The 12,509-nt window shown below is 68.0% G+C and carries 10 protein-coding genes; 4 read left to right on the top strand and 6 right to left on the bottom strand.

Features of this window, described 5'->3' with window-relative positions:
• Window positions 1-6: 6 nt before the first annotated feature.
• The 3 genes from AC10V3_RS15530 (at window position 7) to msrA (ending at window position 3,404) form a co-directional block, all read left to right on the top strand.
• Complete coding sequence (locus tag AC10V3_RS15530; protein WP_490922456.1) at window positions 7-1,260, top strand: acyl-CoA dehydrogenase family protein; 1,254 nt, start codon at window positions 7-9, stop codon at window positions 1,258-1,260.
• Window positions 1,257-2,786: a class I adenylate-forming enzyme family protein gene (locus AC10V3_RS15525; protein WP_349606585.1), complete on the top strand. Its 1,530-nt coding sequence runs from the start codon at window positions 1,257-1,259 to the stop codon at window positions 2,784-2,786. Before AC10V3_RS15530 ends, AC10V3_RS15525 begins: the two co-directional genes overlap by 4 nt.
• Window positions 2,787-2,861: 75 nt before the next feature.
• A complete protein-coding gene (gene msrA, locus AC10V3_RS15520) occupies window positions 2,862-3,404 on the top strand; it encodes a peptide-methionine (S)-S-oxide reductase MsrA (RefSeq protein WP_022536160.1) in 543 nt (180 codons plus the stop codon).
• A 4-nt stretch (window positions 3,405-3,408) separates the two neighbouring features.
• On the opposite strand, the gene AC10V3_RS15515 is transcribed toward msrA, so the two are convergent.
• Window positions 3,409-4,527 (bottom strand): DUF72 domain-containing protein, encoded by a 1,119-nt coding sequence (locus AC10V3_RS15515; protein ID WP_490922454.1) that lies wholly within the window; start codon window positions 4,525-4,527, stop codon window positions 3,409-3,411.
• Window positions 4,515-5,738 (bottom strand): RNA-guided endonuclease InsQ/TnpB family protein, encoded by a 1,224-nt coding sequence (locus tag AC10V3_RS15510; RefSeq protein ID WP_022533340.1) that lies wholly within the window; start codon window positions 5,736-5,738, stop codon window positions 4,515-4,517. The genes AC10V3_RS15515 and AC10V3_RS15510 overlap by 13 nt, the downstream gene beginning before the upstream one ends.
• 22 nt (window positions 5,739-5,760) lie before the next feature.
• Here AC10V3_RS15510 and tnpA point away from each other — a divergent pair, with 22 nt between their 5' ends.
• Window positions 5,761-6,174, top strand: coding sequence for an IS200/IS605 family transposase (tnpA, locus tag AC10V3_RS15505; protein WP_374063612.1), 414 nt, complete (start codon window positions 5,761-5,763; stop codon window positions 6,172-6,174).
• 97 nt (window positions 6,175-6,271) lie between these two features.
• On the opposite strand, the gene AC10V3_RS15500 is transcribed toward tnpA, so the two are convergent.
• The 4 genes from AC10V3_RS15500 to AC10V3_RS15485 form a co-directional block, all read right to left on the bottom strand.
• The gene (locus tag AC10V3_RS15500; RefSeq protein ID WP_022536155.1) at window positions 6,272-7,513 is read right to left on the bottom strand and encodes an SAM-dependent methyltransferase; all 1,242 of its coding nucleotides are present in this window, start codon (window positions 7,511-7,513) and stop codon (window positions 6,272-6,274) included.
• 235 nt (window positions 7,514-7,748) lie between these two features.
• Entirely contained in the window at window positions 7,749-8,387 is a 639-nt protein-coding gene (gene pdxH / locus AC10V3_RS15495; RefSeq protein ID WP_022536154.1) for a pyridoxamine 5'-phosphate oxidase, read from the bottom strand.
• Window positions 8,388-8,550: 163 nt separating this feature from the next.
• A complete protein-coding gene (locus AC10V3_RS15490) occupies window positions 8,551-9,744 on the bottom strand; it encodes an MFS transporter (RefSeq protein WP_041681556.1) in 1,194 nt (397 codons plus the stop codon).
• 348 nt (window positions 9,745-10,092) lie between these two features.
• A complete protein-coding gene (locus tag AC10V3_RS15485) occupies window positions 10,093-12,408 on the bottom strand; it encodes an AsmA family protein (protein WP_454752257.1) in 2,316 nt (771 codons plus the stop codon).
• Between the last annotated feature and the right edge of the window lie 101 nt (window positions 12,409-12,509).

The raw sequence follows: 12,509 nt of genomic DNA, 5'->3' as shown, positions 1-12,509 counted from the left end.
TGCGACATGCCATCCGGCGAGCTTGACTTCATCCCCGCCGTCGGCACGGCGGACTTCACCCCGCGCCAGGCACGCCTGCTTGCGCTGGCCAACCGCCTCGGCCGCGACCGCTTCGCGGCGCGCGCGTCCACCTGGGACCGCGAGGCCAGCTTCCCGTTCGCCAACTATGACGACCTGCGCGACGCCGGGCTGCTGGCGCTGTGCGTGCCGGAGGCCTTCGGCGGCGAGGGCGCGGACTTTGCCACCTACTGCATGGTGGGCGCGGAGATCGGGCGCTTCTGCGGCGCGACCGCGCTCACCTACAACATGCATATCTGCTCGACCATGTGGACCGGCATGCTGTCCGATGGCATCGACATGACGCCCGCGCAGCGCGCCGAGCACGAGGCCCGGCGCGCGCTGCATTTCGCGCGCGTGGTGCGCGACGGCGCGGTCTACGCACAGCCGTTCTCCGAAGGCTCGGCCGCCGCGGCGGGCAAGGCGCCTTTCGGTACCACCGCACGCAAGGTCGAGGGCGGCTGGGTGCTGAACGGGCGCAAGATCTTCGCCTCGCTGTCGGGGGCCGCCGACTATTACGGCATCCTCTGCACCGAAGACCGCGGCGACCACCATCCCGACATGCGCGACACGCTCTATATCGCGGTACCGGGCAAGACGGACGGCCTGGCCGTGACCGGCGAATGGGACCCGATGGGCATGCGCGGCACGGTCTCGCGCACGCTGCTGCTCAAGGACGTGTTCGTCCCCGACCACGAGCAGCTGATGCCCCGCGGCGTCTACTACCGCGCCGCGCAGACCTGGCCGGCGATGTTCTTCACGCTGTCGCCGACCTACCTGGGCGTGGCGCAGGCCGCCTACGACTTCACCGTGCAATACCTGCGCGGGGAGGTGCCGGGCCAGCCGCCGGTCAAGCGCCGCATGTACCCGACCAAGCAGATCGCGGTGGCGCAGATGCGCATCCAGCTGGAATCGATGCGCTCGCTCTTCTGGCGCGCGATCCATGAAGCGAAGCCCAACCCGTCCAAGGACGAGCGGCTGCGCCTGTACGCCGCGCACTACACGGTGATGGAAGGCGCCAACGACATCGCGCGGCTGGCGATCCGCACCTGCGGCGGCCAGTCGATGCTCAAGGACCTGCCGCTGGAGCGGCTCTACCGCGACTCGCGCTGCGGCGCGCTGATGCTGCCCTGGACCGCCGAGCTGATCCTCGACCGCATGGGCCGCGAAACACTGTACGAAGCCGGCGAGCGCGACGAATGAGCGCGACACCACGTCCCGGCGCGGCCGGGCTTGGCGCGCTGCCGGCCACGCTGTATGGCCGTGCCGAGGCAACGCCGCAGCGGCCCGCGCTGCACTACCTCGGGCGGACCTTCTCCTACGGCAAGCTGTGGCGGCGCGTCGAGCGTGCCAGCGCGCATCTTGTGGCGACGTGGGGCGTTCGACCGGGCGATCGCGTCGGCACGCTGTGCCTGAACCATGAGTTGCAGCTGGTGCTGCTGTTCGCCTGCGCGCGGGTGGGTGCGATATTCGTACCGATGAACTACCGGCTCGCCGCGGCCGAGCTGCAGGCGATCGCCACGCATGCGCAACTGGCGCTGCTGTTCCACGACGACGCGCACGCCGCACTGGCTCAGGAGGGCTGCGGCAGCGGCTGCCAGCTGGTGCATCTCGATCGCGTGGTCGACCATCCCGCGCCGTTTGGTGTCGACTTCCCCCACGTGACGGACGATGCGCGGCTGCTGCTGGCCTACACCTCAGGCACTACCGGCAAGCCCAAGGGTGCGGTGCACACCCAGGCCGGCCTGCTGGCCAATGCGCGGGCCAGCTGGTGGGCCCATGGCATGACGCCGGACGATCACGTGCTGTCGGCGCTGCCGATGTTCCATGTCGGCGGCCTGTGCATCCAGACGCTGCCGGCGCTGCTGGCCGGCGCGCAGGTCACGCTGCACGAGCGCTTCGCGCCGGGCGCATGGCTGGATGCGGTGGCGCAGGAGCGGCCGAGCCTGGCGCTGATGGTGCCTGCCACGCTGCGCGCGGTGCTGGCGCATCCCGGCTGGCCGGATTCGGATCTGTCGTCGCTGCGCGGCGTGATGGCCGGCTCGTCGACCATCCCGCTGTCGTATATCGAGGCTTTCCATGCGCGCGGCGTGCCGCTCGGGCAGGTCTACGGCGCGACCGAGACCGGCCCGGTGTCGGTGGTGCTGAAGCTGGAAGACGCCATGGCGCGCCCGGGCTATGCCGGCTGGCCGCAGCCGGAGGCCGAAGTGCGCCTCGCCGGCCCGGACGGCGCCGAGGTGCCGCCGGGCGAGGTCGGCGAGCTGTGGGTACGCGGCGCCAACGTGATGGCCGGCTACTGGGGCCAGCCTGACAATGGCCTGCCCGGCGGCTGGTTCCGCTCCGGCGACCTGGCGCACCGCGGCGTCGACGGCTGCATCGAGGTGGTCGGCCGCAGCAAGGACATGATCATCTCTGGCGGCGAGAACATCTACCCGGCCGAGATCGAGAACGTGCTGGTCGGCCTGCCCGGCGTGCAGGAATGCGCGGTGGTGGGCGTGGCCGACGCGCGCTGGGGCGAGGTGCCGGTGGCGGTGATCGTGCCGGCGCCGGGCGCGCCGCGCGACACGCTGGCGCCCGGGCCGGTGCGCGACGCGCTGGCCGCGCGCATCGCCCGCTTCAAGCTGCCGCGCGAGGTGCTGCTGCTGGACGACCTGCCGCGCAGCGCGCTGGGCAAGGTGCTCAAGCCGCAACTGCGGGCGATGCTGGAGGCCAGGCGCCAGCCTGGCTGAATCCGCTGCACGGGTGCCGATCTGCGCTTATGCTTGAGGCCGTGACACACCAAACCACACGAGGGAGCGGCGCAAATGGAACATGGACTTGAAACCGCCACGCTGGGCGGCGGGTGCTTCTGGTGCCTGGAGGCGGTCTACCAGCAGGTCAAGGGCGTGGTGGCGGTGGAGTCCGGCTATACCGGCGGCCATGTGGATCACCCGACCTACCAGCAGGTGTGCGAGGGCAATACCGGCCACGCCGAGGTGGTGCGCGTGACCTTCGACCCGTCGGTGATCAACTTCCGCGAGATCGTTGAGATATTCTTCGCCATCCACGACCCGACCACGCCTGACCGGCAGGGCAACGACGTCGGGCCGCAGTACCGCTCGGTGATCTACACGCATTCGGAAGCGCAGCGCGCGACCGCCGAATACGTGATGCGCGAGCTGACCGCGGCCAAGGTCTTCGATGCGCCGATCGTGACCCAGGTCGAGCCCGAGCAGCCGTACTGGCGCGCCGAGGAAGGCCACCAGAACTACTTCCAGGACCATCCGAGCCAGGGCTACTGCGCCGTCGTGATCTCGCCCAAGCTGGCCAAGTTCCGCAAGCAGTTCGCCGCCAAGCTGCGGGTCTGAGCGCCTAGCGGGACCCGGCTTCCAGCCGTGCGGCGATGGCCTCGGCCAGCCGCACGCAGCTGATCGGGGCGCAGCCCTCGGCGTTGTTGCTGACGATGACGATGGCGGGCTGGCCGGCGCGCAGCGTACGCGCGACCACGTCGGCGATGGCGTGGCGCGTGTCGGGATCGTCGTCGACGATGCGGTCGAAGGGCGCATAGAGCTTCTCAGCAAATGCGTACGGGCGGCCCGCATGCAGCATCCAGCGCAGCACCAGCGGGCCCGGCGTCTCCTCATCCATCAGCGCCTGCGCCGCGGCCTGGCGCGGCACCGGCGGCAGCCGGTCGCGCGCCGCCAGGCAGAAGCGCACGCCGTGGCGGCGCAGCAGCCGGATATAGCGCGGCGTCAGCAGCGCCGGGTCGCGCAGTTCCACCGTGTAGCAGGCGTGCGGCGTGAGCGACGGATCCAGCGGCGGCAGCGCGCCTAGGAAGGCATCGAGCCGCTCCAGGAACACCGCGCTGTCCGCCAGGGCGCCCATCGGCGAAAGCTGGAACAGCAGCGGCCCGCACTTGCTGCCCAGGCCGCTGGTGGCCGGCGTAATGAAATCGCGCACGGCGATCTCCGCATCCAGGAACGCCGCATTGGCCAGCCGGCCGGCGCCGTCCGAGCCGCGCAGCCAGGCATCGCAGACGCTGGCCGGCGCCTTGACCAGGAAGCGGAAGCCGTCAGGCACCTGTGCCGCGTAGGACAGGTAGTCCGCCAGCGGGATCGGCCCGTAGAAGCCGCGGTCGATGCCGGCCGCGCGCAGCAGCGGATGGCGCGAATACGCGGCCAGTCCCTTGCGCGATAGCAGGCTGTCGCCGTACTCGCCGTCATAGACCATGCCGTTCCAGCCGGGGTAGGCCCAGGAGGAGGTGCCGAAGTACAGGTTCGTGGGCAGCCGCGCGGCCAGCGCCTGCAGCGCGTCGTCCGCGCGCGTGGGCTGCACGCTCTGGGCGCGTGCGGGTTTGCCGGAGGGGGTGGAGGAAGCGGGCCGTTCCTGCTGGGCGGGCACGGCGGGCAGGGGCAGCCCGCCAAACAGATCTTCATTGACATCCTCCCCGACCTGAAGGCCGGAGATTCCTACGGCGCTCAGACGCGGCATTGAGCCGCCCCTGAGTCGCTTCGGTGGGTTCCTGCTGCTGACGCCGTTACCGCAGCGTTCACTTCACAGGCTAACCGGGCGTGTCCCGCCCTTAGAACATTGATCGCGCCGACCACATCGGCATTTTCCTCGAAACCGCATTCCACGCACTCGAACCGGGCTTGCGTCTGGCGGTTGTCTGCCGAGACATGGCCGCAGCATGGACAGGTGCGGCTCGTGTTCTGCGGTGGCACGGCGATGAGATAGCCACCGTTCCAAGCCAGCTTGTAGTCCAGTTGGCGGCGGAACTCGAACCAGCCTTGATCGAGGATGGCTTTGTTCAGGCCGGACTTGGCCTGAACCTGCTTACCCGGCTGTTCGGTGCTGCCTGCCGCCGACCTGGACATGTTCCGTACCTGCAAGTCCTCGATACACACCATCGCGTGGTTTTGGCTGATCGTGGTGGAGCACTTGTGGAGGTAGTCGCGGCGGGCATTGCCGAGGCGGGAATGGATGCGCTGGACGCGGGCTTTCGCCTTCTTCCAGTTGCTGCTGAACTTCTGTTTGCGGCTCATCGCCTGCTGCGCTTTGCGCAGCGCGGCCTCTTGCCGCTTGAAACTATTGAGCGGGGCGTAGAACGTCCCGTCCGAAAGCGTGGCGAACCGGGCAACACCCATGTCGATGCCAACCGCGCTCGCGGCCCGTGCCACCGGCTGTTCGACCTCACGCTCGGTCTGGATCGACACGAACCACTTGCCGCAGGACTGCCTGACTGTGACGTTCTTCACCACCCCCAGCACCTTCCGGCTGTTGCGGTATCGCAGCCAGCCCAGCTTGGGCAAAAACAGGCGGCTGCTGGCCTGGTCGAGCTTGATTTGCTTGGGGTCGGGATAGCGGAAACTGTCGCCCTGGCCCTTCTTCTTGAAGCGCGGAAAGTCGGCCCGCTTGGCAAAGAAGTTGCCGTAGGCCCGCTCCAAATCTTTGAGCGTCTGTTGCAGCGGATGAACCGGCGCATCGGCCAGCCATGCGGTTTCCGTGCTGTTGCGCCACTCGGTGAGCAGCTTGCACAGTCCGGCGTAGCCGTGCTTCTTCTCGCCTTGCTCGTAACGAGCCTTCTGCAACGCCAGTGCCTTGTTGAAGACGAACCGGCACGAACCAGAAAAGCGACGCATGTTGCGTTGCTGCTCGCCGGTCGGCATCAGTTCGTACTTGTAGGCTTGAAGTCGCTGCATGGCTCAATCATACTCTTGGCCTATGAGCGATGACAACGATATTAGACACGGAAGACACTGTGTTTTCAAGATGCACGTCCATTTGGTCTTCGTGGCGAAATACCGCCGCAGAGTGTTCGACGGCGACGCCATCAAACGGCTGCACGCCATCTTCGACAAGGTATGCGCCGACTTCGAGGCGAACTTGATCGAGATGGACGGCGAGGACGATCACGTTCACCTGCTGGTGGAGTACCCGCCCAAGGTCGCGGTGTCGAATCTGGTGAACAGCCTCAAGGGCGTGTCCAGCCGCCTGCTGCGCAAGGAAAGACCCGACATCCAGAAACGCTACTGGAAGGGCGTGCTGTGGTCGCCTTCCTACTTCGCATCATCCTGTGGCGGCGCACCGATCGCCATCGTGCGCCAGTACATCGAACAACAGCAGACCCCACACTGAAAAACCAACAGCAAGGACGGCTACGCCGTCCGCGCTATCCTTCCCCACCATGAATGGCGGGGCTTGCCGCGCACTGGGTCAATCGCGAGGGGCGCCGTCAGGCATTGCGGCCGATGGGTTGGTCGTAGATGTAGTGGCGCGACCACGGCAGCGTGCCGGCGGGCAGCTTGGCCTTGTGGCAGACCACCTGGTAGATCGACATCTTGTCGGTCTCGAAGGCGTGCGCGCAACCGGCCAGGTAGACGCGCCAGATCCGGTACTTCTTCTCGCCGACCAGGTTGCGGATGGTCTCGCCCTGGGCTTCGAAATTCTCTGCCCAGTGGTGCAGCGTCTGCGCGTAATGGCGGCGCAGCAGTTCGACGTCGTACGCTTCCAGCCCGCCTTTCTCCAGCGTGGTCAACACCAGCCCGATATGCGGCAATTCGCCCTGCGGGAACACGTAGCGGTCCATGAACCCGGCGCCGTCCATCGGCGTTTCACCGTTGTCCGGGTCGGGCGAGGTGATGCCGTGGTTCATCGCATAGCCGTCGTCGGCCAGCAGCTCGCGCATGCGCGCGAAGTACCCGGTCAGGTTGTCCTTGCCGACGTGCTCGAACATGCCGACGCTGGTGATGCGGTCGAAGGTGCCGGCGGTGTCGCGGTAGTCCTGCAGCCGGATCTCGATGCGGTCCGACAGGCCCGCGGCCCTGACGCGCTCGGTGGCCAGGTCGAACTGGTTCTGCGACAGCGTGATGCCCACGCAGCGGGCGCCAAACTGTTGCGCGGCGCGTAGCACCAGCGCGCCCCAGCCGCAGCCGATATCGAGCAGCGTCTGGCCCGGCTGCAGCCGGATCTTGGTCAGGATGTGGTCGATCTTCTTGAACTGCGCGGTCGCCAGGTCCTCGTCGCCGTTCTCGAAGTAGGCGCAGGAGTAGACCATGTTGGGATCGAGCCAGAGCTTGTAGAAATCGTTGGAGACGTCGTAGTGGTACTGGATCGACTCCTTGTCCTTCTGCTTGGTGTGCGAGAAGTGCTCCGCAACCCTGGCCAGCGCGCCGCCGGCGTGGCGCGTCGCCGCGGCCGACAAGCCGTAGCCGACCTTGATGATGTCCGCCAGCCTGCCCTCGAAGTCGATCTTGCCCTGCACGTATGCTTCGCCCAGGTTGTCCAGGCTTGGCGTCAGCAGCAGCGGCAACGCCGCGGCCTCGCGCACCGTCAGCGTGACCTCCGGCTTGTCGAAATGCCCGAGCGGGTATTCCGTGCCGTTCCACAGGCGCAAGCTGACCGGCAAGTTGGCATTTTCACGCAGGTCAGCGATCCAGTTGTCGAGTTGCCTTTCCAGGGCTTGCTTGAAAAACATGCGCTTTACCTCCCGATGGTTGCGGCACACGCTTCGCGCGACGCATCGGCCAAGGCTGGTTGGTACTGCTTGCTTCACTGGACTAGCCTTGCCCAGGTCCGTCGCGAGCGCTCGCGAAAAAGTCAAGCGACGCCAGTCTCACTTTAGTCGAAATCCGCATCCAGTGCAGCGCACTGCCCCGAAGGCCCCGGGACAGCCCCTTTAGTGCGCATCCGGGGCACTTGCGCCAGCCGCCTCAGGGCGACAGGCGCACGATCTGCCAGCTACCGTCCGGGTGGACCCGGTAGGCGATGCGGTCGTGCAGGCGCGAGGGGCGTCCCTGCCAGAACTCCAGCGCCGTGGGCACCAGGCGGTAGCCGCCCCAGTGCGGCGGGCGCGGCGGGTTCTCGCCGAACTTGCTGCGGTATTCCAGTTCGCGTTGCTCCAGCACGTCGCGGCCGGGCACTTCGCGGCTCTGTTCAGAGGCCCACGCGCCCACGCGCGAGCCGAGCGGGCGCGAGGCGAAATAGGCATCGCTCTCGTCGTCGGAAACCTTCTCGACGTAGCCTTCGACGCGCACCTGGCGCTCCAGCTGCACCCAGTGGAACAACAGCGCGGCGCGCGGGTTGGCGGCCAGGTCCAGGCCCTTGCGGCTTTCGTAGTTGGTGAAGAAGGTGAAGCCACGGTCGTCGATACCCTTGAGCAGCACGATGCGCGCCGACGGCTGGCCCGTGGCGTCCACGGTGGCCAGCGTCATGGCATTGGGTTCGGGCAGCTTGGCCGTGACCGCCTCGTCGAACCAGCGCTTGAACTGGCTCATCGGGTCGGGGGCGACGTCGGTTTCGGACAGGGAGCCCAGGACGTAGGTACGGCGAAGGTCGGCGAGTTGAGTCATGTCGCAATCATCAGGAAATCGGTCGGGATGCGCGGTGCGCCCGGGGGCGGGGCCGCAGGTCCGGCTGATTTGAGTATAGCGAATGCGTCGGGGGCCGCATTTGTGTGGCGACAAGGCGCGGCGCACGCATCACCCTGCATGCGTGGCGCGTGGTGTACGTTACTCAGGCCGGCGGCGGCAGCGCCTTGCGCCCCTGGCGGCGCGAATAGTAGCCGGCCGCGCCCATCGCCCCCGCCATCGACAGGAAGATAGGCAGCATACCCAGCGCCGTGCCAACCACGCCGAAGGTCAGCGGCCACACCACCTGGCTGGTATTGAGCACTGCCGAGCGCAGGCCCAGTGCCTCGCCGGCGCGTCCATGGGGCGAGGCACGGTGCAGCAAATTCATGACGTTGGGCTGCGCGCTGCCGAGTGCCAGGCCCAGCACGAAGGCCAGCCCGCACATCAGCCAGAAATGCGCGACGAACGGATAGACCAGGTAGGCCAGCGCGCCTACCAGCAGCGCGGCGCGGATGATCTTCCACTCCGAGAGCCGGCGCGACACCATCGGCATCGCCACGCGGATGGCGAAGGTGGCAATGGCAAAGGCACCCAGCACCCAGCCGATCGACGACGGTGACAGGCCGATGCGCGAACCCTGGATCGGGATCAGGAAGGCGTGCAGGTCCCACGCCGCCGACAGCACCGCGCTGGCGACGAAGACCGCGCGCAGCTCGGGATGCTGCAGCAGGTCCAGCGTGGAATGGCGGCTGCCGTCGTCGATGGCGATGCGTCCGGCATTGCCGCCGTGCGCCGGCAGCCGCGGGCGCACCCATTGCAGGCCGGCCTGGCCGACCAGCGCCACCGCCACCAGCACCAGGAAAGCGGGGCGGAAGCCCGCGTGTTCGATCACATAGCCCATCGCCACCGGCCCGAGCGTGCCCGAGACCGACAGCCCGAGCGCATGCCAGGTGTAGTTGCGCAGCCGGGTCTCATTGGTGGAGACCAGGCCGATCAGCAACTGCATCGCCACCTGGACCAGCATGAAGCCCACGCCGATCAGCGCGCACGACAGGTACAGCGCGCCGGTGTCGTGCCAGACCGCCGGCAGCAGCGTGCCTGTCACCACCATCAGCGAACCCGCGGTCATCGGCTTGCGCGGGCCGATCTCGTCGATGCGCTTGCCGGCGCGGATCGCCAGCAGCATCGGCAACAGCGCGTACAGCGACATCAGCACGCCGAGCGTGACGGTGGAAGCCTTGAGGGAAATTGCGAACAGCGACACCACCACGCGGCTGGCGTTGTAGGCCACGTGGTTGCACACCGTCAGCGCGATCAGCCAGGTGATCGGCGGGACGGCAGCGTGTGGCAGCGACATGGCGGGGCGGGCGAGTGGCGTCGTGTGGCCGCGCTCGTGGCGGCCGGCGGCCGTGCCGAGGCGGAAAACAAGGGCGGCCGAAGCCGCGCCTTCCGAAGGATGCAGACGGGCGAGCCCGCACCGCATCCGATGCTTGCCATTGCTTAAGTTTCTTGTAAATGGCCGTTTAATTATGCGCCTGGTGTGGGCGGGGCACAACGGCAAAGTGCGGCAGGATGACGCAGCGGCGCGAGGTGTTGCGAATTTGCTTCAGACAATCGTGATGACATTTCATGGCCGCTGCGGTGTTGCGGCCATCGCTGCCGGCTGGCCGCAACGCCGCAGGGGGATGGCAGGGGATGTCAGGGGTCAACCGCCCTTGTACAGCGCATCGCTGTCAGTGCGCGCCGGCGCGCGCTGGTCAGCCGCACGCGCGGGCTTGCCCGGCTGGGCCGCGGCTTCGGCCGGCGTGCCCGGCGTGGCGCCCGGGGCCGGCTGGCCAGCGACCGCGCTGGCAGCCTTCGGATCCTTGTAGGTCTTGCCCGGCGGAGGTGCGGTCGGGCGCTTGCGCAGGTCGGCCAGCAGCCTGGCGCACTGGGTGTCCTCGCCGCCAGGAGAAATGTCCAGCAGCGGCAGCACGGCGGTCGCCACCGGCGCCAGCAGCGCCAGCGACAGCGCGCCGCCGGCGCGCAGCGCCAGTACGCCGATGTCCGGGCTCACGGTCGGCTTTTTCAAGGTGCCGCCCACGTACAGCGGCGAGCGCAGCGAGAATACACGCAGACCCTTGGAGTCGGGGTGGATGGTCAGTGCCAGCCGTTCATCGCGCAGGTCGATGCCGCCAGTGGTCTCGATCACCGCGTCGTCGGTATCGAGCACGAAGGTGCGCGCCCGCGCGATGCCGTCGGTAAACGTGAAATCGCTGACGCCGCAGTTGATCTGCACCGGCTTGTCGCCGAACAGCTTGGAAATCACCAGGCTGCCCACGTTCAGGCCGATGGCTTCAAGCAGGAACTTGCTGACGGTGCCGTTCTCCACCAGCAGCCGCGCCTCGCCGTTGGACGAGCCCAGCAGTGCCGCCACCGAATTGCCGGTGGCCGACAGCTTGGCCTTGCCATTGAGTTCGCCGATGCTGGCGCGCATCAGGTCGACGGTCGGGAACAGCTGCTTGAGCTTCATGCGCCGCGCGGTCATGTCGATCATCGCTCCCATTGGCTCGCGCTTGCCGTCCAGCCGCAGGGTCGACACCAGGTTGCCGCCGGCCACGCCGAAGTTGAGCGGGTCCAGCAGCAGCACGCCGTCCTGCAGCTTCAGGTGCGTGACCAGGTCGGTGATCGGCAGCTCGGCATCCCGGATGATGCGCTTCCCGGTGAAATGCACGTCGGCGTCGATCTCGTCCCAGCGCTCGGTGCGGAACGGCGCCACCGGCAGCGCCTTGGCGGGCGGCTGCGTCACCGGGCTGTCCTTGGCCGGCCGGCCCGGCTTGGCGTCGGCGCCAATCAGCGGCGCCAGGTCGACGAAGCGCAGCTGGTTGGACACCAGGTTGCCGGCCAGCAGCGGGCGCGGGTCGCGCTTGGTGAAGGTCAGCGTGCCGGACAGGTCGCTGCCGCCGACGCGGCCGGTGAACTTCTGGTACTCGTAGATCGAGCCTTCCTTGCGCAGCGTCGCCATCATCCGGCCGCGGGTCTGGTACGGCGGCGTGGACGGCAGCACCACGCCGGTCAGTGCATAGAGCTTGGCCATGCTGTCGCCGGCCAGGGTCAGGTGCACATCGAGCGCGGCCAGGTGGGCGGGATTGGTGACCGTGCCTTCGATCACCGCGCGGGTGGTGCCGACGCGCACGTCGGCCAGAATCGGGAAGGGCACGTTGGTATTGCGCAGGCTCAGCACCGTGCCGGCCTTGCCGGTGGCGTTGATGGTGGCGTCGTTGTAGCGGCCGGTGGCTTGCCAGCGCATCCCGTAGCGGCCGTTCGCACCCTTGGCCGTGGCTGCCGGAGCGGAAGCGCCAGGCGCCGAGGCCGGCGGCGCGGAAGCTGCCGCCACCGCGCTGGCGGGCGGCCCGGGCGGCACCGCGGACGCTTCGGGCGCGACCAGCGCGCCGTTGCGGGCCTTGTCGTAGAGCGGGCTCTCGCCGATGGTGTCGAGCTCGGCCTGCAGCTCGATCTTCTTGAGCTGGTCCGACAGCGCCAGGTTGCCACGCGCAAGCACGACCTCGCCGATATCCAGCTCCCATTTGGAGGTGCCGGTCTTGGGGCCGGTATCGAAGGTCCAGTTGTTGCGGCTGTCCGCCAGGCGCTCCAGCCACACCGCCGGGCTGTCCACGACGATGGTGGGCACGGCGATCTGGTGCGCCAGCAGCGGCACCGGGCGCAGCACGAAGATCAGCTCGCGAACGGTGGCGAGATTGGGCTGCCTGGCCCAGTCGGGATTGCCGATGGTGATGTCGCGCGCCGACAGCCGGGGCCACGGCACCAGCGTATGCCAGCCTTTCTCGCCCTCGCCGCGGCGCCAGGTCACGGTCAGGTCGCCGTTGATGGCAAAGGGGCGGCCGATGGCTTCGGTGACGCGGTCGTTGAGCCAGGGCTTGAGGCGGTTCCAGTCGAAGGTCAGGATCAGAACCACCAGCAGCGCGATCAGCGCAATGGGTGTCAGGACACTCCACAGAACGACCTTGCGGCGCACGGGCATGAGGCGGGCTCCAGTCTGGCGGGGGCAGGTCCGGGGCCGCTGACCCGAGCGCGGGGCGGCGAACGAACCACTGCACGTCTATTGTATAGTTGCGCGCTTCC

The sequence above is a fragment of the Cupriavidus sp. PB-02 genome (genome assembly GCF_058252315.1).
Note: the sequence above shows the minus strand (reverse complement) of the source record. Positions and strands in the feature narration are given on the sequence as shown.

Bases quoted from the DNA above. Each gene is read 5' to 3' on its own strand.
- AC10V3_RS15530 (WP_490922456.1), top strand. From the start codon at position 7: ATGCCATCCGGCGAGCTTGACTTCATCCCCGCCGTCGGCACGGCGGAC.
- AC10V3_RS15525 (WP_349606585.1), top strand. From the start codon at position 1,257: ATGAGCGCGACACCACGTCCCGGCGCGGCCGGGCTTGGCGCGCTGCCG.
- msrA (WP_022536160.1), top strand. From the start codon at position 2,862: ATGGAACATGGACTTGAAACCGCCACGCTGGGCGGCGGGTGCTTCTGG.
- AC10V3_RS15515 (WP_490922454.1), bottom strand. From the start codon at position 4,527: ATGCCGCGTCTGAGCGCCGTAGGAATCTCCGGCCTTCAGGTCGGGGAG.
- AC10V3_RS15510 (WP_022533340.1), bottom strand. From the start codon at position 5,738: ATGCAGCGACTTCAAGCCTACAAGTACGAACTGATGCCGACCGGCGAG.
- tnpA (WP_374063612.1), top strand. From the start codon at position 5,761: ATGAGCGATGACAACGATATTAGACACGGAAGACACTGTGTTTTCAAG.
- AC10V3_RS15500 (WP_022536155.1), bottom strand. From the start codon at position 7,513: ATGTTTTTCAAGCAAGCCCTGGAAAGGCAACTCGACAACTGGATCGCT.
- pdxH (WP_022536154.1), bottom strand. From the start codon at position 8,387: ATGACTCAACTCGCCGACCTTCGCCGTACCTACGTCCTGGGCTCCCTG.
- AC10V3_RS15490 (WP_041681556.1), bottom strand. From the start codon at position 9,744: ATGTCGCTGCCACACGCTGCCGTCCCGCCGATCACCTGGCTGATCGCG.
- AC10V3_RS15485 (WP_454752257.1), bottom strand. From the start codon at position 12,408: ATGCCCGTGCGCCGCAAGGTCGTTCTGTGGAGTGTCCTGACACCCATT.